This window comes from Thermoplasmata archaeon (assembly GCA_015063285.1).
GTDB lineage: Archaea > Thermoplasmatota > Thermoplasmata > Methanomassiliicoccales > Methanomethylophilaceae > Methanoprimaticola.
Window position 1 is genome coordinate 1 of the sequence record SUST01000008.1, and the last position, 21,618, is coordinate 21,618.

At 50.4% G+C, this 21,618-nt stretch carries 27 protein-coding genes and 2 tRNA genes; 12 read left to right on the forward strand and 17 right to left on the reverse strand.

Going from position 1 to position 21,618, the window contains the following annotated elements:
* Positions 1 to 199: 199 nt before the first annotated feature.
* Positions 200 to 271 (reverse strand) — tRNA-Thr (locus E7Z62_05795).
* A 119-nt stretch (positions 272 to 390) separates the two neighbouring features.
* Between E7Z62_05795 and E7Z62_05800 the strand changes: the two genes are divergently transcribed.
* The gene (locus E7Z62_05800; GenBank protein ID MBE6522620.1) at positions 391 to 1,008 is read left to right on the forward strand and encodes a class I SAM-dependent methyltransferase; all 618 of its coding nucleotides are present in this window, start codon (positions 391 to 393) and stop codon (positions 1,006 to 1,008) included.
* Here E7Z62_05800 and E7Z62_05805 read toward each other — a convergent pair whose 3' ends face one another.
* The 3 genes from E7Z62_05805 to E7Z62_05815 all read right to left on the reverse strand — a co-directional run bounded on the left by E7Z62_05805 (position 1,009) and on the right by E7Z62_05815 (position 4,673).
* Positions 1,009 to 2,406, reverse strand: coding sequence for a hypothetical protein (locus E7Z62_05805; GenBank protein ID MBE6522621.1), 1,398 nt, complete (start codon positions 2,404 to 2,406; stop codon positions 1,009 to 1,011).
* 87 nt (positions 2,407 to 2,493) lie between these two features.
* A complete protein-coding gene (cadA, locus tag E7Z62_05810; protein ID MBE6522622.1) occupies positions 2,494 to 4,389 on the reverse strand; it encodes a cadmium-translocating P-type ATPase in 1,896 nt (631 codons plus the stop codon).
* Positions 4,390 to 4,454: 65 nt separating this feature from the next.
* On the reverse strand, positions 4,455 to 4,673 hold the full coding sequence (locus E7Z62_05815) for a heavy-metal-associated domain-containing protein (GenBank protein MBE6522623.1): 219 nt from the start codon (positions 4,671 to 4,673) through the stop codon (positions 4,455 to 4,457).
* Positions 4,674 to 4,814: 141 nt separating this feature from the next.
* On the opposite strand from E7Z62_05815, the gene E7Z62_05820 reads away from it, so the two are divergent.
* On the forward strand, positions 4,815 to 5,183 hold the full coding sequence (locus tag E7Z62_05820; protein ID MBE6522624.1) for a winged helix-turn-helix transcriptional regulator: 369 nt from the start codon (positions 4,815 to 4,817) through the stop codon (positions 5,181 to 5,183).
* A gap of 58 nt (positions 5,184 to 5,241) precedes the next feature.
* Here the strand turns inward: E7Z62_05820 and E7Z62_05825 are convergent, their stop codons facing one another.
* The 3 genes from E7Z62_05825 to E7Z62_05835 all read right to left on the reverse strand — a co-directional run bounded on the left by E7Z62_05825 (position 5,242) and on the right by E7Z62_05835 (position 7,156).
* The gene (locus E7Z62_05825) at positions 5,242 to 6,060 is read right to left on the reverse strand and encodes a peroxiredoxin (protein MBE6522625.1); all 819 of its coding nucleotides are present in this window, start codon (positions 6,058 to 6,060) and stop codon (positions 5,242 to 5,244) included.
* Positions 6,061 to 6,122: 62 nt separating this feature from the next.
* The gene (locus E7Z62_05830) at positions 6,123 to 6,479 is read right to left on the reverse strand and encodes a hypothetical protein (protein ID MBE6522626.1); all 357 of its coding nucleotides are present in this window, start codon (positions 6,477 to 6,479) and stop codon (positions 6,123 to 6,125) included.
* A gap of 152 nt (positions 6,480 to 6,631) precedes the next feature.
* Complete coding sequence (locus E7Z62_05835; protein ID MBE6522627.1) at positions 6,632 to 7,156, reverse strand: hypothetical protein; 525 nt, start codon at positions 7,154 to 7,156, stop codon at positions 6,632 to 6,634.
* A 130-nt stretch (positions 7,157 to 7,286) separates the two neighbouring features.
* On the opposite strand from E7Z62_05835, the gene E7Z62_05840 reads away from it, so the two are divergent.
* The 3 genes from E7Z62_05840 to E7Z62_05850 all read left to right on the forward strand — a co-directional run bounded on the left by E7Z62_05840 (position 7,287) and on the right by E7Z62_05850 (position 11,102).
* Positions 7,287 to 8,693 (forward strand): MATE family efflux transporter, encoded by a 1,407-nt coding sequence (locus E7Z62_05840; protein ID MBE6522628.1) that lies wholly within the window; start codon positions 7,287 to 7,289, stop codon positions 8,691 to 8,693.
* 9 nt (positions 8,694 to 8,702) lie between these two features.
* Positions 8,703 to 10,634 (forward strand): fibronectin-binding domain-containing protein, encoded by a 1,932-nt coding sequence (locus tag E7Z62_05845; protein MBE6522629.1) that lies wholly within the window; start codon positions 8,703 to 8,705, stop codon positions 10,632 to 10,634.
* Between the two features lie 84 nt (positions 10,635 to 10,718).
* Complete coding sequence (locus tag E7Z62_05850) at positions 10,719 to 11,102, forward strand: hypothetical protein (protein MBE6522630.1); 384 nt, start codon at positions 10,719 to 10,721, stop codon at positions 11,100 to 11,102.
* Positions 11,103 to 11,162: 60 nt separating this feature from the next.
* On the opposite strand, the gene E7Z62_05855 is transcribed toward E7Z62_05850, so the two are convergent.
* Positions 11,163 to 11,239 (reverse strand) — tRNA-Arg (locus E7Z62_05855).
* A 36-nt stretch (positions 11,240 to 11,275) separates the two neighbouring features.
* On the reverse strand, positions 11,276 to 11,467 hold the full coding sequence (locus tag E7Z62_05860) for a 30S ribosomal protein S17e (protein ID MBE6522631.1): 192 nt from the start codon (positions 11,465 to 11,467) through the stop codon (positions 11,276 to 11,278).
* A gap of 227 nt (positions 11,468 to 11,694) precedes the next feature.
* Between E7Z62_05860 and E7Z62_05865 the strand changes: the two genes are divergently transcribed.
* Entirely contained in the window at positions 11,695 to 11,880 is a 186-nt protein-coding gene (locus E7Z62_05865; GenBank protein ID MBE6522632.1) for a hypothetical protein, read from the forward strand.
* A 58-nt stretch (positions 11,881 to 11,938) separates the two neighbouring features.
* Here the strand turns inward: E7Z62_05865 and E7Z62_05870 are convergent, their stop codons facing one another.
* Both E7Z62_05870 and E7Z62_05875 read right to left on the reverse strand, forming a co-directional pair.
* Positions 11,939 to 12,598, reverse strand: coding sequence for an FAD-dependent thymidylate synthase (locus E7Z62_05870; GenBank protein ID MBE6522633.1), 660 nt, complete (start codon positions 12,596 to 12,598; stop codon positions 11,939 to 11,941).
* Positions 12,588 to 13,307, reverse strand: coding sequence for a conjugal transfer protein TraB (locus tag E7Z62_05875; GenBank protein MBE6522634.1), 720 nt, complete (start codon positions 13,305 to 13,307; stop codon positions 12,588 to 12,590). Before E7Z62_05875 ends, E7Z62_05870 begins: the two co-directional genes overlap by 11 nt.
* Positions 13,308 to 13,416: 109 nt before the next feature.
* Between E7Z62_05875 and E7Z62_05880 the strand changes: the two genes are divergently transcribed.
* Both E7Z62_05880 and E7Z62_05885 read left to right on the forward strand, forming a co-directional pair.
* Positions 13,417 to 13,701 (forward strand): hypothetical protein, encoded by a 285-nt coding sequence (locus tag E7Z62_05880; protein ID MBE6522635.1) that lies wholly within the window; start codon positions 13,417 to 13,419, stop codon positions 13,699 to 13,701.
* A 50-nt stretch (positions 13,702 to 13,751) separates the two neighbouring features.
* On the forward strand, positions 13,752 to 14,408 hold the full coding sequence (locus tag E7Z62_05885; GenBank protein MBE6522636.1) for an HAD family hydrolase: 657 nt from the start codon (positions 13,752 to 13,754) through the stop codon (positions 14,406 to 14,408).
* On the opposite strand, the gene E7Z62_05890 is transcribed toward E7Z62_05885, so the two are convergent.
* From E7Z62_05890 to E7Z62_05900, 3 genes are all read right to left on the reverse strand, one after another.
* The gene (locus E7Z62_05890; GenBank protein ID MBE6522637.1) at positions 14,409 to 16,082 is read right to left on the reverse strand and encodes an acyl--CoA ligase; all 1,674 of its coding nucleotides are present in this window, start codon (positions 16,080 to 16,082) and stop codon (positions 14,409 to 14,411) included.
* A 96-nt stretch (positions 16,083 to 16,178) separates the two neighbouring features.
* Positions 16,179 to 16,853, reverse strand: coding sequence for a hypothetical protein (locus E7Z62_05895; protein ID MBE6522638.1), 675 nt, complete (start codon positions 16,851 to 16,853; stop codon positions 16,179 to 16,181).
* Positions 16,853 to 17,431, reverse strand: a complete 579-nt coding sequence (locus E7Z62_05900; protein ID MBE6522639.1) for an MBL fold metallo-hydrolase — start codon at positions 17,429 to 17,431, stop codon at positions 16,853 to 16,855. The genes E7Z62_05895 and E7Z62_05900 overlap by 1 nt, the downstream gene beginning before the upstream one ends.
* 72 nt (positions 17,432 to 17,503) lie before the next feature.
* On the opposite strand from E7Z62_05900, the gene E7Z62_05905 reads away from it, so the two are divergent.
* The 4 genes from E7Z62_05905 to E7Z62_05920 all read left to right on the forward strand — a co-directional run bounded on the left by E7Z62_05905 (position 17,504) and on the right by E7Z62_05920 (position 20,534).
* Entirely contained in the window at positions 17,504 to 17,725 is a 222-nt protein-coding gene (locus E7Z62_05905; protein ID MBE6522640.1) for a hypothetical protein, read from the forward strand.
* A gap of 39 nt (positions 17,726 to 17,764) precedes the next feature.
* Complete coding sequence (locus E7Z62_05910) at positions 17,765 to 18,037, forward strand: metal-sensing transcriptional repressor (GenBank protein ID MBE6522641.1); 273 nt, start codon at positions 17,765 to 17,767, stop codon at positions 18,035 to 18,037.
* A 61-nt stretch (positions 18,038 to 18,098) separates the two neighbouring features.
* A complete protein-coding gene (locus tag E7Z62_05915) occupies positions 18,099 to 19,940 on the forward strand; it encodes a cation-translocating P-type ATPase (GenBank protein MBE6522642.1) in 1,842 nt (613 codons plus the stop codon).
* Between the two features lie 21 nt (positions 19,941 to 19,961).
* On the forward strand, positions 19,962 to 20,534 hold the full coding sequence (locus tag E7Z62_05920) for a methyltransferase domain-containing protein (protein MBE6522643.1): 573 nt from the start codon (positions 19,962 to 19,964) through the stop codon (positions 20,532 to 20,534).
* A 91-nt stretch (positions 20,535 to 20,625) separates the two neighbouring features.
* Here E7Z62_05920 and E7Z62_05925 read toward each other — a convergent pair whose 3' ends face one another.
* The 3 genes from E7Z62_05925 to E7Z62_05935 are packed head-to-tail and all read right to left on the reverse strand — an operon-like array spanning position 20,626 to position 21,608.
* Complete coding sequence (locus E7Z62_05925) at positions 20,626 to 20,817, reverse strand: hypothetical protein (GenBank protein ID MBE6522644.1); 192 nt, start codon at positions 20,815 to 20,817, stop codon at positions 20,626 to 20,628.
* Positions 20,818 to 20,823: 6 nt separating this feature from the next.
* Entirely contained in the window at positions 20,824 to 21,111 is a 288-nt protein-coding gene (locus E7Z62_05930) for a hypothetical protein (protein ID MBE6522645.1), read from the reverse strand.
* Between the two features lie 20 nt (positions 21,112 to 21,131).
* Positions 21,132 to 21,608, reverse strand: coding sequence for a hypothetical protein (locus E7Z62_05935; protein MBE6522646.1), 477 nt, complete (start codon positions 21,606 to 21,608; stop codon positions 21,132 to 21,134).
* Between the last annotated feature and the right edge of the window lie 10 nt (positions 21,609 to 21,618).

Here is a 21,618-nt window from a genome sequence, read left to right on the forward strand (position 1 = left end):
TCGAGGTAGAAATAGACGCCCATAATCACACATGGATACACCACCAGAATCCCTATGACAGGCAGTAAGGCATCCATGAAGTCCACGGACAACAACATGATGACGGCCAATGATATTGCTATAATCGATAGAGTCGCCAGAATGTAGTTGCGCAAACGGGTGTCCATGAAGCTGTATGATATCGGAAAAATAAAAAGAGAGCCGTTGGAGGGAATCGGACCCTCGACCTATGCCTTACCAAGGCATCGCTATACCCCTTAGCCACAACGGCATGTGTATTCGTGGGTAAGTACAACTATATTATAAAAGTGATGGCTGAGTGATCGGTCCCGACGCCAAGATTTGGATTTAACATCAATATTGATATCGTTTCAGGTACATCCCGAAGGCATGACGGAAGACCTCAGCCAATGTGCCTGTCCTCACGGTGACAAAGGGAAGGAGACAATAGACGGGATGAATGAGGAGCATGTCCCTCAGATCACCTGGGGGCTGGTCAATCTTCCGGAAATCGAGCCAAAAAGGATCCTCGATATCGGCTGCGGCGGAGGGATCTTCACCAAGCTGATCCTGGAAAGATATCCCGAGGCCAAGGCCTGGGGGATAGACATCAGCGAGGTCTCCATCGATTATTCGAAGAGATTCAATTCAGAGCTCATAGAGGATGACCGCTTGGAGCTCAGCATAGGGAATGTCGCCGATATGCCCTATGAGGACGACTTCTTCGATCTGATAGTCTCCAACGCCAGCCATTTCTTCTGGCCCAATCTCCCCGAGAATCTCAAGGAGGTCTCCAGAGTACTCAGAAAAGGCGGTATTCTGTGCCTGACAGTCGGAATACACACCACCGACCCCGCCGTTATCAGCGGGTACAAACAACAGTTCCCCTCTATGACCATCGTATCCGACCACACCATGTTGGAATACATGGAAGATGCGGGAATGAGCTCGGAATACAAAGTGAAACCTGACAGCACCTTCTGCTGCTATATCGGAATCAGGAGATGATCAAATCATCTCAGGCCCGTCATCGTGACCGATGTGGGCCATTACATCTTTCTTAAGCTTACTATACTCTCTGTAAGCGAGATAGATCAGACAGACCGCACCGAACACATGGACTGCGACCATGCTGTAGATGATTCCCTCGAAAGGGTCGATACCGAAGTATCCGTATGCGGCCAGAGCATACAGCCCCAGCTTAACGAATCCCCAGAACATATAGTAGTACATCGGGATCTTCGCCCTCTTCATCGACTGGAGCATCGAAGATGCAACACCCATCATGGCACTGAATGGAATCAGGAATACCGATGCACGAAGCGTCCATACGAACATATCGAGAATCTCATGCATGGATTCCTCCTGCGTCATTATGGACATGAACGGTTCGGCGAATATGAACAGGATTATTGCGAATACGATACCGCATCCGATGACCAGCTGGGACGAGTAGATGAAACCGGTCTTCATCCTCTCCAGATCCTTAACACCGTATGCGGCTGAACACACTGGGAGCATCGCCATATCCACAGACCTGGCGGGGAGTCCTACCATTCCGATGTACCTCCATGTGTAGTTGTACAGCATGACGGCGGTGGTCCCTCCTGCTATGATCAGGAAGATCCTCTGGAGGAAGTCTGTGAGGTTGGATATGATCATCTGTATGGCCTTGGGGCCTCCAACACCAAGGACCTCCTTCATCGCCTCCTTGTCAGGGTGCAGAGTGGAACGGTTCATCGGGATTATCGTCCTGTTGCCCACATACCAATAGATTCCGATGCATATCGCGATGAGCGATGAAAGAACGGTGGACAGGCCAGCTCCGAACACGCCCATATCCATAACATAGATGAGGATGGGATCGATAATCATATTCAAAATCGCTGAAATTGATTGTATGATGGTTGACTTCTTCGCCGCCCCTTCTGCCCTCAGTGCCCCTCCCATAATGGCCAGAAGGGTTATGGTGGGGGACAGGACGATATACGGGATCATGTACTGAATAGCCTCTTCGCGAACGGCATCTGCACCCATGACATCTATCACAGGGTTCAGGAAAATAGCGACCAGAATCGAGGAGATGACCGCGAAGATTATTCCGAGTATCATCGAATTGGAGACCAGCTTGCCTGCGGCCTCATATTCTCCGCGTGCAAGACGGGATGCTGCGGTCGCCGTGACACCTGCGGCAACACCTATGCCGGCGCATGCCATGAGCCCATAGATCGGCACTATGGTCGATACAGCTGAAGCGGAGTTCACTCCGAGTCCCGACACCCAATATGTATCGACGAATTGGTTGATTTCCATTACAGCAAGGGCGATGAAGAACGGTAGGATCATAGCTCTGATGGCGGCCTTGGGCTCACCTAGCATCCTTTGAAGATCGCCCTCCTTGCTCATGCATCGTCATTCCAGTATGATATTTATAGTAACACGTTTTTGAAATTAGTAATAACTAAAATTCCCGGGTCTCCCCGGGATTGGTTTTCATCTCTTCCTGTACCTCAAAGCACGGGCCGAATTCAGGACTGCAGCTATCATCACACCGACATCAGCTATGATGGCCAGCCACATGTTGACGATTCCCACAGCCGACAGCCCTAGGAACAGGAACTTGATCAGGAGAGTGAACACGATGTTCTCATGGATGATCAGCATGGTCTTGCGCGAGATACCCATGGCGGTGGCGACCTTCCTCGGATCATCATCCATGATGACGACATCCGATGCCTCGATGGCCGCATCGGAACCGATCGCACCCATGGTGATACCGATATCCGATCTGACCAGAGATGGCGCATCGTTGATTCCGTCTCCCACAAAGGCGACCTTGCCGCTGGTATCCTTGAGTATCTTCTCCAGAAGCTCAAGCTTATCTCCGGGAAGAAGCTGACTGTGAACCTCATCGATCCCGATCTCCGCCGCAACCTTCTGAGCAACGGCATTCTGATCTCCAGTGAGCATGACGGTCTTCTTGATGCCCGCAGCCTTTAGATCCTTCATGGCCTGCGCGGACTCTTCCTTCACGACATCGGAGATTGTGATGCAGCCTGCATATCTGCCATCGATAGCGACATGAACGGTGGTCCCTGTTGCAGGAACATCCACGAACTCCAGTTCGAGCTTGTCCATCAGCCTCTTGTTTCCGACCGCAACAGGGATTCCATCGACCTTTGCGATCACACCCATTCCTGCCACATCCTCGATATCGGTTACCCTTGAACGGTCGATATCCATTCCGTGAGCGCGCACCAGACTGGCCGCAATGGGGTGAGGCGATGAGGACTCTGCCGCTGCCGCGAGCTCGATAAGCCTCTCGCGAGGAACGTCCTTGGTGATTACATCGGTGACCTCGAAAACTCCCTGGGTGAGGGTACCGGTCTTGTCAAAGACAACGGTCTCCACATCGGAGAGCATCTCAAGGTAGTTGGAACCCTTTACGAGTATGCCTTCTCTGCTTGCACCACCCAATCCTGCGAAGAATCCCAGGGGGATACTGATGACGAGAGCACAGGGACAGCTGATGACCAGGAAGGTCAGTGCACGGTAGATCCATTCCTCGACTGCGGTATCGAGGAGCTCGATGTCCGCTAGGAAATAAAGCAATGCAGGGATGACTGCCAGGAGCAGAGCCGAAACGACGACGAACGGGGTGTATACCTTGGCGAATCTTGTAATGAACGCCTCCGATTCAGATTTCCTGCTGCTTGCGTTCTCGACCATATCGAGGATCTTGGATACGGTGGATTCACCGAACTCCTTCGAAGTTTGGATCTTCAGAACCCCAGAGAGGTTGATGCATCCGCTGAGCACCTCATCTCCGACGATGACATCACGGGGGATGCTCTCTCCGGTAAGTGCGGAGGTGTTGAGAGAGGAGCTTCCTTCGACAATCGTTCCGTCGATCGGGATCCTGTCCCCGGGCCTTACCACGATGACGGTGCCGATCTCGACCTCTTCCGGATCCACCTCAACGAGTTCTCCGTCCTCCTCGATGAAGGCCGCATCCGGGCGGATCTCCATGAGCTTTGCGATGGACTGCCTGCTGCTGTCGACCGCGATGGACTGGAAGAGCTCTCCTATCTGATAGAAAATCATGACAGCGACCGCTTCATCATAATCACCGGTGTAGGTGACTCCGAGAATCATCGCACCGATGGTAGCAATGGCCATGAGGAAGTTCTCGTCCATTGCCTGACCGTGTGCGATTCCCTTTACGGCCTTTATCAAAATGTCATATCCGATGATGAGGTACGGAATCAGATAGCAGACGAAATACACCAACTTCTCTGTGTCGGGATCGTCGAACTTGAACAGACCGAATGCCGCACTCGCTGCGAAGAAGATGGTCAGAACTGCTGCGATGATGATCCTTATGAGCATCTTCTTCTGCTTCTTCTTTAGTTTAACCAAGGTTTCACCCCTTCAGGGTTTATTGTTTAGTGATGTCAGATTTCGATCTCGCAATCGCTCTCTACTTTCTTACAGTTCTTGAGAACCTGTTTCATGACGGCATTGACGTCTGCTCCATCCTCGAACTCGACTGACATCTTCTGCATGACGAAGTTCACGGATGCGTTCTTGACACCCTCGGTCTTCTTTGCGGCGTCTTCCATCTTGGTCGCACAGTTCGCACAGTCAACTTCTATCTTGTAGGTCTTCTTCATTTCATTCACCTTTCGCTAACAATTAAGCGTATGTTTAATTGTTATATTCTGTTACATATATAATAATGTGGATAGGAAGATAAATCCATTAAACTAATGCTTAATAATAAGAATAGTAATAACAGTCTGTTCAGTGGTACGATGACGGAGAACACATTGCCCCATGACCATGGGTCGATCAAAGATATTGAAGAATTCAGTAGACTCCTTTCCGAGAACAAAGGGTTCGACAATGTCTCCCGTACCTTGGCCCAAATGGTCGATGGTACGAGGATCCGTATCTTTTGGCTCCTCTGCCACTACGAGGGCTGCGTGATCAACATCTCAGCCATAATGGGGATGTCCAGTCCCGCGGTCTCCCACCATCTTCGCTCTCTGAAGGAGAGCGGGCTGATCGAAAGCAGACGCGTCGGTAAGGAAGTGTACTACAAAGCGGTCGATTCCACAGAGGTCAGATTCCTTCACCACATGATCGAGGACCTAATGGAAATCACCTGTCCCAAACTCTGATATTATCTTAGAATAAGATAGAAAAGTCCAGGGCAGACAGGACCGCCCTGGTTTTAGATCATGCCTTCTTCTTGGCAGGTGCCTTCTTTGCAGGAACTTTCTTAGCTGGAGCCTTCTTTGCTTTTGAGGGCTTATCCTTCTTGAAACACAGGAACCAATCGTAGCAGATCTTATCCGCTTCTTTGGTCTCGACCCTGTCCTTCGCGGTTCCGCAGGATCCGGGTGCGGGAAGGATGACATCATCTCCAGGCCTCCAATCTGCAGGAGTGGCGACATTGTCGGCGTCCGCTTTCTGCAATGCGAGGATGACCCTCTTGATCTCGTCGAAGTTCCTTCCGAGGGACTGGGGATAGTAGATCATTGCCCTGATCTTTCCGGCGGGATCGATGAAGAATACGGCCCTGACCGCCTGTGTGGTGGACACATGGGGTTGGATCATTCCGTACTTCTTGGCGACCTCCATCTTGATGTCTTCGATAAGAGGGAATGTGACCTCGATGTTCTTCATTCCTTTCCACTCGATGTCTTGGATCTTCCTAAGCCAAGCGATATGAGCGTAGATGGAATCCACAGAGAGTCCGACGAGCTGAACATTGAGTGCCTCGAACTCTTTCATCATATGACCGAATGTCATGAATTCAGTAGTACAGACGGGTGTGAAATCCGCAGGGTGCGAGAACAGGATGATCCACTTGCCCTTGAAGTCTCCCGGGAAGTTGATCTCTCCCTGTGTGGTGGTAGCTACGAACGAAGGTGCGTCATCACCTATCATCGGCGGCTTGTTCTGACAGCATTCGCATGTGCATCCGTCACAGCATTCGCATCCCTTGGAGTTGTCGCAGCAGCATTCATCATCACATTTTGCTTTCTTTGCCATGATATTACCTCGAATGCGAATCAAAGAGCATATTAGATATAATTCGCTATAAGAATGTTGGATTATTCATCCGTGTTACGAGGATTATGTATTGGACACTTCAATGCCCTATACACTACCTTGAACTCCGAATAAGAGATAACGATCATCAGCAGACCACCTATTATTTCCGACACTGTGACGCCCCAGTAGACCCATTCCATGTCATGCAGAGTGCACAGCCAGATTATGCCTATGAAGATTGCTTGACGTATGAAGATAGTTATCACGGAAATCTGACTTTTCCTCAGTGCACTGAGCAATGAGGAACCGAAAGTAATCAGCGCATAGAATATCATGAAAGGCACATAGATCCTCAAGACACGCACCAACTCATCATGCTGCTCGGCCATATCCCCTGAATAGCTGAACATGAACATCCAAAAGTAATGAATAATCTGAGTGTATGGTTGAAATCCGTGTCATTGTTCAAAACGTAACGTGCATACTCCACAAGACCAGGTACGCGATCTGACCAATACCTGTCAAAACCTTTCCTCAGTTCAGACACCATACTTGCACGCCCCTATAATTACAATTCCTGATTCATTATTGCATAGAGCCTCATATTCTCATACTCAATATCCATCTGATGGACAACACTCTCTGAGTCGAGATAGTAGATGACATCTACACCTTTATCCGTGCCTTTCCACTTGTCGTAATCGCCTTCCTTTCCAAAATAAGAGAATCTATCGGTCGGGATCCTTTCCGAATCAAACATGATGCTGTAGGAGAATTGATCTATCGGATGGACAGAAGTACTGTTGTTAGCTTTATACGTCATGACCGACGCAACAACCTTCTCTGATGAGAACTTCGACATTATCTTGCCTGAACAGGGAACACTCACGCCATCCTCCGTAATTGTTCCAAAAGCATCGTAAATTCTCTCCATCGAGAAGGCATCTTCATCCTGCATGTTCTGCAATGCAGAAACTATCAGCCAGCCGGAGACCGCCATACCCATGGCGAGAAGTACGACCACTGCTGAAAGGAGTAGCTTCTTCTGTTTCCTCCCGATGGTCAGTTCATACATCTCCGTGTCGTCAATCATAGGAATATATGGAAGCTGGTCGATATATCCACTTCTCTGCCTGAATCAGTGTTAATACTCTTTTTTCTTTGTTGCTAAGTTATTAACCTTGGTGACAAGCCTAAATTAAGCCTCTTTCATTGAAAAGGATATGCAAACTCGGGGCAAGAATATAGACAATCTGATGGGTTCTCCCCGCAGAGCCTTATTGACGATGTCACTTCCCCTATTGTTTGCGCTAATCGTCGAGAATCTACAATCTTTCATCGACGGAGTCTGGTGCTCAGGATTGGGATCGGATGCCATGTCAGCGATCTCCCTGTCCCATCCCATCTATGCAATGATTGCTGGAGTAGGCACCGGAATCGGTATTGGTGCTTCAGCGGCTATCGCCAGATTCATAGGTGCAGGCGACAGCGAATCCGCCGGGAATGCTGCCTCGGTGTCAATACTGCTCTCGCTGTTGCTATCCATATTGATGACCGTCTGTCTCTGGTTCGCGGCAGAACCTATAATCTCATTCTGCAGCAACGGCGAGAATCTTGAACTCTGTATGGAATACACCAGACCTATTCTGACATCTTCTTTCTTCTTAACCATGAACGCGGTTTGGGCAGGGATGCTCAGAGCAGAAGGTGCGGCAAGACGCTCCATGTTCCTGTCAATCACAGCATCGATCGTCAACATAATTCTGGATCCGATATTGATTTACGGCCTTGACCTAGGAGTGACCGGTGCCTCTCTGGCCACATGCATTTCGTTCATCGTGATAACGGCCATAGGGTTCTGGTGGTACCTTTCCGGAAAGACTTATGTCCGTCTCGATACCAGACGTTTCCGTATGCAGAAGGCAGCCCTTGTGGAGGTCCTCATAATAGCCGTTCCCTGCATAATAGAGATGATAATTCAGCCCATTATCATGGTGCCTCAGAATGCTATCATCTATGATGCGGGCGGAGAGGAGGGTTTCGTGTCCTACATCTATTCCTTCCGCTTCGTTACGATCACATTGATCCCTGTCGTGGCAATATCAAAATCACTCATCCCCATAGTTTCTGCTGGAATGGGTGCGAAAAAACCGGATATGATTCTTGAGAGCTGCAGACTGGCGTACAAATACACATTGATATTCGAAGCGTTCTGCACCGTTTTCATCCTGATCACAGCAGATTATCTCGTCATGGCATTCATGGGCTCCGAGAGCATGATGGCCATCCATGATCAGATGGCCTTGGCATTGCGTATCTTCTCCCTGACATGTGTCTTGCACACGTTCCGTATCCTCGGCAATTCTATCATGCAGGCCACAAGGCATGCCGCCACATCCAGTGCGCTCACCATCGCTAGAGAATTCGTATTCCTGATAGGGTTCGCCATAGCCGCCAACATGGTATTTGAAGCCATATACTGGTCATGCATCATCACCAATTTCGTAATGATGTTTATCATCACCCTGCTTGCCAAGTATTACCTGAAGGATATGATAGAAAGGATGCATGAAGATGAGATACCAAAGACTACCGTCCGATGCGACCTTTTATCTTATACATCCCTCTAACCCCCGACCATGAAGAAAGAGATGAGTTCCTTCGATGTCCGTTCCATAGCGACGGAGCTGTCCTCCCTGGAAGGCGCACACATGGACAAGATCTTCCAATGGGGTGCAGGGAACGTTCTGTTCCGCATCAACGTCCAGGGCGAAGGAAAGAAGGATCTCTTCTTCAAAGATAAGAAATGGCTTTATTCCCCGGCGAACAAACCGGAGACCCCAATCCAGCCGACATCCTTCGCCACTTACCTGAGGAAGTATCTGGACAACGCCCGCATAGGGAAGGTCAGACAGATAGGGTTCGACAGGGTCGTGGAGATGGAGCTCCTCAAGGCAGATGCAGAGTACAAGCTCATCTTCGAGATATTCGGAGGCGGTAACGTCCTTCTCGTGAAGGACGGAATCATCGACACCTGTCTCATCCAGAAGACCATGAGAGACCGTAAGGTTCGTCCCAAGGAACAGTATATCTGGCCTCAGCCCAGGTTCAATCCCATAGAGTCCTCCGAGGAGGATTTCAAAAATGCCTTCAAAGAGTCTGAAGCCGACTGCGTCAGGACGCTCGCGACTGCAGTGAATCTCGGAGGACAGTACGCCGAGGAGGTCTGCAAGCGTTCAGGGGTGGACAAGACACTGCCTGCTCCCGAGGTCCCCGACGATATGCTGTCCAAGATGTATGCGGAGGTCAAGGATATCGTCAACCACGTGATCGATGTCCCCGAGACCACAGCCTACTACAAGGATGGGAAGATCGAGGACTTCGCACCTATCCAGATGATCTCCCACGATGACCTTGAATCCAAAGGGTTCGGTAGCATGTCAGAGGTCATAGATGCTTTCGTCCAGCAGATGAAGGATGAGGAGGAAGAGGCCTACGTCGATCCCGAGATCAAGAAGCTCAACAGGAGGATCGCGAAACAGGAGGAGACCGTCCAGGAATACAAGGAGAGATGCGAAGAGCTGAAGAGAAAGGCCGAAGCCCTCTACTCCGACTACCAGAAGACGGCACAGCTGCTGGAGGTCCTCAACGAGCAAAGTCAGAAGCTCACATGGGAGAAGCTTAAGGAGGGAGCCATGAAGATATCCTTCGTGAAGAGCATCGACCCCTCCAAGAACCTGGTCACGGCGGAATTGGCCAATGAGACCGTCACGCTCGATTACACCAAAGGTCTGGATGCCAACGCATCGGACATCTATCAGCAGAGCAAGGACATCGGAGAGAAGGGGAAGCATGCCGAGGATGCCCTCAACGACAGCCGCGCCGAACTGGCCAAGAAGGAGAAGGGCCTTGCCAAGCAGAAGGCGGCCATGACCGGTAAGGCTCAGCCCACCAAACAGTTCTGGTTCGAGAGATTCAAATGGTTCTTCACATCCGAGGGCAAGCTGGTCATAGCCGGAAGGGACGCCCACACCAACGACGGTGTGGTGAAAAAGCACCTCAAGGAGAAGGACCTGTACTGCCATACGGATATCCACGGAGCACCTTCTACGATCATCAAAGACGGTGCATCCGCTTCCAACCAGGAACTTAGGGAGGCATGCCAATTCGCTACCGCCCAATCCAAAGGATGGGTGGGTGCGGTCACCGAAGGAAGCGCATATTGGGTGTATCCCGATCAGGTCAGCAAGACCCCCAACCCGGGAGAGTTCGTTCCCCGCGGAGCTTTCATCATACGCGGTAAGAGGAACTATGAATACCACCTGCCGCTGGAGCTCGTGGTCGGAGAGATAGAATACCAGGGAACCAGGAAGGTAATGTGCGGCCCTGCATCGTGCTTCAAGGACTGCGAGAGATACTTCGTCATCCGTCCGGGGAAGAACAAGAATCACATATCCGGAGAAATGGCCAAGAGGTTCAACGTACCTGAAGAAGAGATCTCGAGAATCATGCCGCCGGGAGAAAGCGAGATCGTCAAAGAGGTCTGGCCCAAGGAAGCGCCTGAAGAGTGATCTCATATCGCGATTCAATACCTGTTACACATTGGTAGATTAACTAAGGTCCATGGATTTATACAAAAGACTAGATTACATCACATGGACGACATAAGATACAAGATCAACGTCGTTGCAGCCATAGCGGCCGTAGGTGCGATCATCGCATTCATTGGGTGCATAATGTCATGGAATCAGTTCCCGAAGGCAGTCGGATTCATAGACATGGTGATCTACGGAGCGATGTCCTTCGTGGCCATTGCGAACATCAGGCCCACTACGAAGGCAAGGTCTGCCATCTGGAATGCATTCCTTGGGATCCTAGGAATAGCCGTCGCTGCAGTGAACTACGTACGCATAAACGATCTGGTCCCTGACGCATCATCCTTCATGGACGTCGGTCTAGGAATCTGGCTGACATTCGCTGGAATCATCGTGTTCACGATATTCAGCTTCTCTGACTTTATGTTCAAGTGGAAGCAGTGAAACAACTTCCCCATTCATCGAATGGGGTAATTTTCTACAATAATTGACATCAAAAGGGTATGGTGCCCGCGCCGGGATTCGAACCCGGGTCAAAAGATCCGCAATCTCACAGGATATCCAAGCTACCCCACGCGGGCAAAATCTGCGGTACCTTATGAAAGGTTAAGGCGTTTTCATGCCTCAGGGTGCGACAGGTAGCGGGTGATGTACCCGGCGATCCTGTTCCTCATCGTCACCGAAGAGACATCTGTGAGGGTTGCGACCATCTCCTTGTTGCCCTCGAAATCCTTGGTGAAAGCCTGAGGATATTTGTTGAGCAACTCGATGGAAACTCTCTTGATGTATGTGGGTCTGATTCTTCCCATATATCTCACCGAATGAACCCGATTAAGCCGATACCCTATATAATACTTATTTAACAAAAAAATGGGTTTTTTCAGGCTTGCCAAGACATTGGCCTGTATAAAACTGACTACTCGGTCGAAGGTCTTTAACATTCCGTTTTTGAACTATTTTTGCTTATCTAAATAAATTTAGGATATCCTATAATTTTAATATCTGCAGACTTATCGCCGTTTAGAAAGGTGATTGTTTGGACAAAGATTCGATAGCGCTACTGAAGTTCGCGATCGCGATCGTCATCATCGCTGCACTCCTCATCGTGTGGTTCGCAACCATCGGTGCACCCAGCAGCGAAGAAGAGGATGCGGTAATCATCGTGAACAGCGTTCTTGATGCTACAGCATCAAAGTCCGCTGCTATTGTCCCGGTATTCTGAACCTAGACGATACACAAACAGGGCCTCTGGCCCTTTTTTCTCCTTTTTCCAGATCTGTTCAGAGATCCTTCCTTGGACTGCCGCAGGTCTTCTTTCCTTCCGGACAGGGGCCTCTCACGCACGGCGGACCTGCGTTCTTGAAAATGATTGGCGAGATCTCCTTGCAGATCCTGAGCATCTGGTCGGACATCTCCCTGATCTCCCACTGTGCACGGTTGCAGCTCCTGAGCGAGAAGAAATGCAGGAGTTCGCGGGCATTCATGGTTATGGTGATGTTGGTCATGCATCCGTTCGGAAGAAGGTATCTTGCATCCTCTGCCGGTATTCCCATGGCCTCGAGCTTCTTGTATGCATCCCAAATCGTATCCATGACGGAATCATAGAGCTCCAGGGCATCGTTGTTGCCCTCCACGCTGTGAGGTGTGACGTATGATGCCTTGTCCATGGACACGTATCTTTGACTCTGCTGTGAGTATGAGGCCATCCTGTGCCTCACCAACTGATGCGTCAATGCACGGGATGCCCCTTCAACTGAGAATGTGAACACGGCATGCTCTATGACGGAATGATGGCCCATACCGACGATCCTCGACAGAGTCTTTTCGGGATCGATATCCTCGACGATGTCCGCTGAAGGCCTTTCGGAATAGCATGAGTTTCCTGCCGCCGCGCAGATCCTGTCCGCGTTCTGTGTGCATGCCAATAGTTTAACTTTCAAACGATTCCCTCCCGTCCCAGACCATCTGGCGTATCTTGTTGAACTTCTCACGGTCCATGATGTCGTTCAATCTTATCTTCCGTATGTGTTCGTCGTTGATAAGCTTACAGAGTCCTTCCACGTGCGCATCGCCTACTACGACGACCATGTTGTGGTATTTGCCCGTCAATGCATTGATCTGATCTGCCATGTAGACGTTCCTCTCATCGATCAGCTTGCGGACCAGAGTAGGGTATCTCTTCCTCATGTTCTCCACATAGTCCTCCTCGTTATCGGCGAACTTCTTGTGCGTGCTACGGACCTTCTTGATCCCTCCGAAGGAATCCTTGAAACTGGAAACCCTGTAACGGAACCTCTCTCCTGCGGACATCTCATCCCACATCTCGTTCATGACGCGCATGGCATCTGTGTCGATTGGGATTATCTCAGCGTTTACCAGCTTCCCTGTGTTGACGGCTGCCAGGAACTCGCTTCCGAGCTTGCTCCCGCTCTGTTCCGACATCTTCTGCTGATATTTGGCCGTATTAGCGTAGATGGTGGACATGTTCTGCTCGCCCTTGGGTTTCACCCCGTTGTAGTCGTTCATCATCGACTCGTAACGTGCCTTGTCCAGCTCTATGAGCACCGCATCGGGCCATGTGTTCTTCACTATGAAGGACACCGGTTCAGCGAGATTGAAAACGTGTCCCGTTCCGATGATGGTGATCATGACCACACGGATGATTGGATGGGATATAAGGGCAACGACAGACGATTAGGAGGACATAACGAAAAACTAAATCGAAAGACCTCCAATCCTCAGTTGGAGATATGGACCGATGGATCCGATCAAGAAGGACAAGATAATCACATTCGCAGTCGTCATCGCAGTCGCTGCCGTCATGATAGCCATGGCCGCGGTAGTCTATCTTCAGTCCGCTGGCAGCATCAAAGAAGAAAGCATGCTCATGATTTGCAGCATGTTTTCTGGCCTGATGTTCCTAATAATAGCTATCTACATGGTCTACAGCTACAAGACCAAAGCCTCACTCCAGATGTATAAGAAGCTGCGTGACGGCGACTTCAAGAATAAGAATGATGAACGCCCGAAATCCGAGGAATGAAGCCTCACCATCCTTTTTTATCGGACATCCTATCTCGGAGCGTGGTTTGAATGATGAAGTACGATCTCGTCTGTTTCGATATGGACGGAGTCCTGACCAAACTCAGGAGCTCCTGGTGCTGGGTTCACCAATGCTTCGATGTGGACAATGAACCTGCCTATCAGGCATACTGCAACGGAGAGATAGACGAATCGGAGTTCATGCGCAGGGACATAGGCCTCTGGACCGCGAAGAAGCCCGATGTGACCATCGACGAGATCACCAAGCTCTTCCAGGATATGCCCTTAATCGGAGGCATACAGGAGACCATCGCCTGCCTTAAGGAGAACGGCATCAGATCCGTGATCGTCAGCGGCGGCATCGACAAGGCCGCGCTTCTGATAAAGAACGAGTTCGGCTTCGATGACTTCGCTGCAGATGAGATATGCACCAACCCGGACGGGACCCTCACCGGAGAGGGCAAACTTATAGTCGATCTCAAAGACAAGGGGATCAACGTACGCGACTTCATCAAGAAGTACAACACGACCCCCGAGAGAACGGTGTCGATTGGCAATTCCTACACTGACATCCCCATGTTCAAGAACACGGGAATGTCCATAGCATTCAACCCCACAGACCATTACACGAGCGATGCCGCGACGTACACGGTCGTTTCAGACAACATCGCCGACGTTCTGGATTACATCCTGGTCGAAGAGGAATGATCATTCCTCGTTCTCGGTAAGGATTCCTTGTTCCAACTTGCGGTAGTCGACCTTCTTCAGCTTGGTCCTGGGAAGGGAATCCACGAACACATATTCACGCGGCTTCGCATAGGCTGCGATGTTCTCCTTCACGAAGGATTTGATCGATTCCAGCGTTTCATCGTCCTTAGGCACGCCACCCTTCAGGACCACGTACGCCTTGACCCTTGATCCCCTCTTCTCATCGGGGACTCCGACCACACATGAGATGTCCACTGCAGGGTGTCTGCTGAGAATCCCCTCTATCTGCGAGGGGTACACATTGTATCCGGATGTGATGATTATGCGCTTAATCCTGTTCTTGAAATAGATAAATCCATCATCGATGTATCCTACATCCCCTGTGTGAAGCCAGATCTTTCCGTCGTCATGCTTCACAAGGACCTCTGCGGTCTCCTCTGGGCGGCCATAATAGCAATCCATGAGGGACGGCCCGTAGATGCATATCTCCCCGTCCTCTCCGTCCGGAGCCTCCTCCGTGGTACCGATCTTCGTGATCTGGTAGGAGAATCCCGGGATCGGGACCCCGATGCTACCGGGCCTCTCATCGAACTTGGGCGTGATAGCAGTGGCCGCAAGGCATTCGGTACATCCGAATCCTATCTTCACCCTCCTCTCGCTCCCATGTTTCATGAGGAACTCATCCACACGTGCCTTGGACTCGACGGACATGCTGTCCCCTCCGCAGTACATTCCCTTCAGGAACGAGAGATTGGCGTTGACCAAGTACTTGTTGTCGATCATCTTCTCGTACATCGTCGGGACGCCGGCCATGTAGTTGATCTTCTTCTTAACGATGGTCTTGCAGAGCGAATCCAAAGTGAATGTGGGCATGAGGACTATCTTCAATCCTATGCAGATGGGCAGGTGAACGCAGGTACACAGTCCGAATCCATGGAACATCGGCATCTCCGCCAGCATCGTGGTGCCCTCTCCGAGAACCCCAGAGAGCTCGATCATTCCCCATGCCGTGGAATTGAATGACCTGCTGGAATGCACGGCACCCTTGTTGACGCCTGTGGTCCCTCCGGTGTAGAGGATCGAGACGGGCTCGTCTGCAGATACCTGCGGCATCTCGGTAGGGACGTGGCTGATATCGTCCTTCATCATCTTCGCCCAGCGTATGGTACCGAATCCGAGGTGTCCCTTGGGCATCCTCGCATCCTTGTTGACGAGTTCGGCGACCCTTGCGCTGACGTACGGCAGCATATCTACCGGCGATGTGACGATGAGCGTCTGGAATCCCTCGAACGAACCGATCTTGGGGAAATTATTGGCGAAAAGACCGAGCGTGATGGCCATCTTCGACTGCGAATCCTTGATGTAGTATTCGATCTCGTTCTTGGACGAGAGCGGGTGCACCATGACCGCTATGGCGCCGAGCCTACTCAATGCATAAAAGGCGACCAGGGATTGCGGGCAGTTCGGAAGACATACGATGACCCTGTCCCCCTGATACACTCCCATCTTCCTCAGGCGTAGCGAGAGGTCATCGACCTGTTTCAGAAACTTTTGGTAGTTGACCTTGTATCCGAAGTATTCGTAGGCGATGTTGTTCGGGTATTTCCCCGATGTATCCTTCAAGATGTCGTACGCAGAGAGGTTCGGTACGTCTATGGGTTCTGATGTAATCATTGGACTGCTCCTCTGGTCATACAGTGCTCGTACGTGACGTCTTCGCTCTGTCCCACCTGGTTATGCAATGTCCCAGCGTGTATTTATGAGCCTTGGTCACTCATCTTCCTCGAAGACGAAGTCATCGTAGTCCTCGTCATCCTCTTCGAGATCGAGGACGTCGTACCTCTTTTTCCTGATCTTTCCGTAGATCCTGGTGATGTCCCTGGCCTCCGCGACACCTTTCTTCACGAGGCTGTGCTTAGTCTTGATCGCATGGATCAGACAGTCAAAATCCTCGAAGGACAGCTGTGTACCGACAACGAACTCGTCGTCGGGCTCTGCCTCCACCCTGAGGGAGTATGTCCTGTCGTCATCGTTGACGGATACCTTGATGCTGAGGATGTCGAACTGCTTCACCCAGAGCTTCCTGACGTTGGTAGCCAGGGTCTTCTTCTTCAGTTTCCCGTCAAGTGTGTCGATGTGTGTGACGCAGACCCTCCTGCCGTCGTCGAGGAAGAACTCGTCCTCCTCCTGGATGATGTCGTTGCTCTCGATGGTCGTCCTGGTGGTCTCAGAAACGTCTCCGTCGCTGAATACCACGGGGACCTCGATGAGCTCGGGAATCTTGATGGTCTCCGAGGAGATACGGTTGCATACCGTGCACCTGAATGTGCCCTCTATGGAGGCCTTGCCCATCCTCCCCTTGAGGATCTCGTGCTCGGTCTCCTCATCGCAGTCGGGACAATCGAAATAGATCGTTTCGGGCATCTCTCTCTTCAACATCTTGATCACTGGTCCGCCATGAACGGGAAACCATGTCCCGGTATGACCACATCTGCGTAGTCCCTTATCTTCTTAATACTTTCCAATGCCTGTTTCTCGTCGGTGTTGAGCTTGGGCGCTATGTTCTTTGTGAAGTTATCTTCCAACGGGACAGCATCCCCTGCGATGACATAATGCCTGTCAGCATCCACGAACACAGACATCTCCTCTGGACAATGACCTGGCGTGTGCACAAGTTTGACACCCTCGCACAGTTCGAATACGTCACTGTCCACCACCGTGGCGCCTGGGATCTCTCTATCGGCGCCGCTGTGGACATAGACTTTAGCCTTGGGGAACATGTCCAAATTCTCGATGTGATCCTCATGGGTGTGGGTCAGAACGACTATGTCCACATCCTTGATGAACACCCCTATCTGCTTGAACGAGGTCTTCAGGAACGGCTTCATGTACTTCGTGCTGGGGTCGACCACGATGGTGTGCTTGGGGGTGCGGACCAGAACGGATGTGGAATCCGCCTTGAGTATCTTCCCATCGGGATCGCGCTCGAGATAGCCTACCGCCAGGATGTCCAATTGGATCATAAGGTCGTATAGGCATGGGTGAGATATAACAAGCATGTTGAATTGAAATAACTCCGAAACGATACGGGTAGCATGAGGATGGTCTTCTTCGTATCGGGACTCACATGTCAGGAATGCGCTGACAAGCTCGAAGCCCATATCCAGAAACAGCCGGGAGTCATCGGTGCAGCGCTAATGGTCACGGGAAAGTTCGTGATAGAGTGCGAGGAGGATAAGGCGGAGGCCATCGCCAATGAAGTATTGGTATCTGCGCCCAAGGCACAGGGGGCAGTTGTAGCCAAACGCATCCAATGAATGATACTTTTTATAAAGAGTGCCGATTAATCACGATTCATGAGAGAGTGTATGGACTCTGAAAACCTGCACAGGCGCCTCAAGAAGATTAGCGGACAGGTGGCTGCAGTTGACCGTATGATTGACGAGGATGTTCCCTGTGAGGACATCATGATCCAGATCAACGCGATAAAGAGTGCCATTCACAGCGTTGGCCAGATTGTTCTGGAGGGTCACATTAGGCACTGCGTCAAAGATGGTATAGAGCACGGTGATGCGGAGAAGACCATCGAGGAGTTCGCCGAAGTCATAAGGCAGTTCTCAAAGCTCTGATTTTGAAGAGTATTTATACCCTATACCCCCTATGGTATAGCGGTAATGTAAATTGACGTTAGTGGATACTTTCAAGTCCGAATGGATCGCATTGACAACAATCGGAATATGCATTGTTTTGGTATTACTGGCAGCTATTTTTTCAGATCTATGGTTCCTGCCGATCGTCGCTACGTTGATGTGCAGTATCACCATTATAAAGGAGATCATCTCAGACATCCGCAGGAGCGAGATCTCGGCAGTGATGCTTGCCACTGCAGCCCTGATAGCAGGACTCATTCTCGGCGAGTACATAATCGCGGCTGAGATTGCAATAGTGATAGCCATCGGAAGCCTTTTGGAGACCGTGGTGGCTGACCATGCCACATCCAGCATTCAAGCTCTCGGTAAGGTGAAGACGCAAAGGGCTCACGTGATAAACGGGAACAATATCTACAACCTTCCTCTCGAAGACGTCAGAGTCGGTAAGCACATCCGCGTCTATCCAGGTGAGATAATACCCCTAGATGGTATAATCATCCAAGGGGACACTTCCGTTGACAAATCGATTATGACCGGCGAGTCCATCCCTGTCGACGCTGGTATAGGTGATGAAGTGTTCTCAGGCACCTGCAACCTCAACGGGACCATCGATGTAGAGGTCACCAGATGTGATGCGGACGGCATGCTAGGTCACATGTCGTCTCTGCTCAAATATGCCGATGCAGGAAAGAACAGGATAGTTGGAGCAGCCGACAGGTGGGCAAAGTACATTCTTGTGGTTGCAGCCGTTCTGACCGTCGGTACCTGCCTGATCACAGATGACCTGCGCCGCGGAATGACCATCATGATGGTCCTGTGTCCCTGTGCATTCGTCCTGGCTACCCCTGCCGGAATCATGGCGGCCGCCATGAACATGGATAAGAACAACGTTCTTCTGAAGGAACCTTCTTCGATCGAAGGGATGAACAAAGTGGACATGATCCTCTTCGACAAGACCGGCACTCTGACCTCTGGAGTCATCCATTCCCTTGGATTCACAAACGTTTCAGAAGATATGTCCTCTGAGAGAATAGTAGGACTCGTTGCATCGCTGGAATCCCGTTCTGAGCATCCACTTGGGATGGCCATCTCAGCGGATTACGAACAGATCGGACATGTCGAAGAATTCACGGACATACCTGGAAAGGGTGTGAAGGGAATCGTTGACGGCATCCGCATAGCGGCCGGGAACGCCGACCTCATGTCTTCCGAATCACCGATAGGGTTAGAGAATGCCATGGCGGCTACGAAGGAATCTTCCTGCACCATAGTGTATATAGGTATCGACGACAGATGCGTCGGATTCTTCAGTCTTGAGGACACTTTGAAAGAATGCGCACATTCCACCGTAGAGGAATTGGAGGGAGAGGGACTCAATACCGTCATGCTCACAGGGGACAGCAAGGTCGTGGCCCAGAAGACCGCAGATCGCTTGGGGATCGATCTCATCGTTTGGGATTGCAAACCGGAGACCAAACTCAGTTCCGTGGAAGAGTTCGAAAGGACCGGCCGCACATGCATGCTCGGAGACGGTATGAACGACGCTCCGTCGTTGGGAAGAGCGACCGTCGGAGTATCGATGGGGATCATGGGCAACGATGTGTCCGTGAAGGCATCGGACATTGTGCTGCTGAATGATGACATCTCGAAGATCCCGGGAGTCTACAGGCTGTGCAAACGTTCCGTGAAGACGATATTTGCCAGCGTCATAATCGCAATGATCATCAGCGTCGCAGGTGCGGTCTTGGCCATATCGGGAACTGTGGACCCAATCATGGTCTCAACGGTGCACATCACCAGCTCCGGCATAGTGATGCTGGCCGCATCGACGCTGCTCTGGGCGAAGATATGGTCTCCCGAATATCAGGGCAAGAATCAATAAGCGGGCGGTACATCCACCATCATGGAATACGATCCCGAGATACGCATCGAGAGCGACCCCGACGTCTATCCGCCTTCGGACGACAGCATCCTCTTCATCCAATCGTTGGATGTGAAGGAAGGGGAGAAGGTACTCGAGATCGGATGCGGTTCGGGAGTGGTCTCCATACACTGCGCCAAGAACGGATGCGATGTCACCTGCGGCGACATAAACCCGAAGGCCGTGGAGCTGACAAGGAGGAACGCTGAACTGAACGGCGTATCGCTGGATGTCCATGAGACCGACGTCTATTCCGATATCAAAGACAGGTTCGATACCATCTTATTCAACCTGCCTTACCTTCCCGTCGATGAGGACGGCCTCTTGGCAAGGTCTTGGTCTGGAGGGCCTGACGGACTAGGTCCCCTCCCCGACCTCCTTGAAGGAGCGCCGGAGCACCTGACGGGAAACGGCAGGATAGTTATCGTCATCTCTTCCCTGATGGACACCCAGGCTCTCTGGGACCTCCTGGATAGATATGAAGTATCGACATTGGGTGAGCTCAAACTGTTCTTCGAGAAACTAGCCGTATTGCAGATCAAATCAAAAGCGTGAATGATTCGTTCTACTAATCACTGGTCTGGATGACATAGTGATCCTCAACAATGGACAGTCTGGTACAGTGATAGCGAGGTGAGAACACACATCAGGATTGTGAGATCTTCGTCCTCACATTGTCTCTGATATCCTCAGGTACTAATGCCAAGGCATCATCGAGTGTCCAGCCTTTCTCAACAAGCGTTTGTACAGTCTTCAAGTAATCCTCAACCTTCTGCTGTACTTGTTGCTGTACCTGTTGCTGTACCTGATCGGAAGTGAACAGCCCATTCTCTTCCATATAATCCTACATGCGATCGCACATTATCTCTTCGTCCAATGTTGTATCATCGATGATCATGGAAAGCTTAGTCACCCCTTTGATTAGATATTCTGATTTCTCAATATTATAGTATTCTCCTAGAAGTCTGATACGTTCAGAAGCATCGATATTCCTTGTAAATAGGATATTTAACAGGCCCAACATACCATCTTTGAAGTCAAATCTATCGCCTATGTTAACCTCTATGATTTCCATCAGATTACAATTGCTGTCGTTTGAAGTGTTATTCCCATAAATTGTATCTGCTACCATATGATGCCTGACTATCGAATTCATAGAATCCTTACGGGAGAAAGCATCAACCAGATACTATACACCTTATTCATCTTCTCATAATGCTCACCCTTGAAGTATTTGCCCTTCTGGTCATGGATCATAGTTGAAGTGTAGTACAAGGCACGGTTTCCCATAGGGTAGCCAAGTCTCCTCTTTGCCTGTCCCTCCAAATTAACTTCAATGTTTATAGGTTGATTTCCAGGTATCCTCAATTCAAATAGAACATCAAGCCTTATCCCTGAGCCGTCAGGAGTTGGCAATTCCTGCTCCAACTTAATGATTCTATCCCCTTCCTTCTCCAACGGAAGATAACTTTTGATCACTTCCGGTTCAAGACCATTCAGTTCGGTAATAAGCGGACCTAACGTGTGCGATAATATATCGGCCAGAGACATTACTTCTTTGAAAGCATTGTCTAATTTGTTATTCCTCAGTGTTTCCTTTTCATCAATACTGTCATTTCCCACTACCATTCTCGCAACT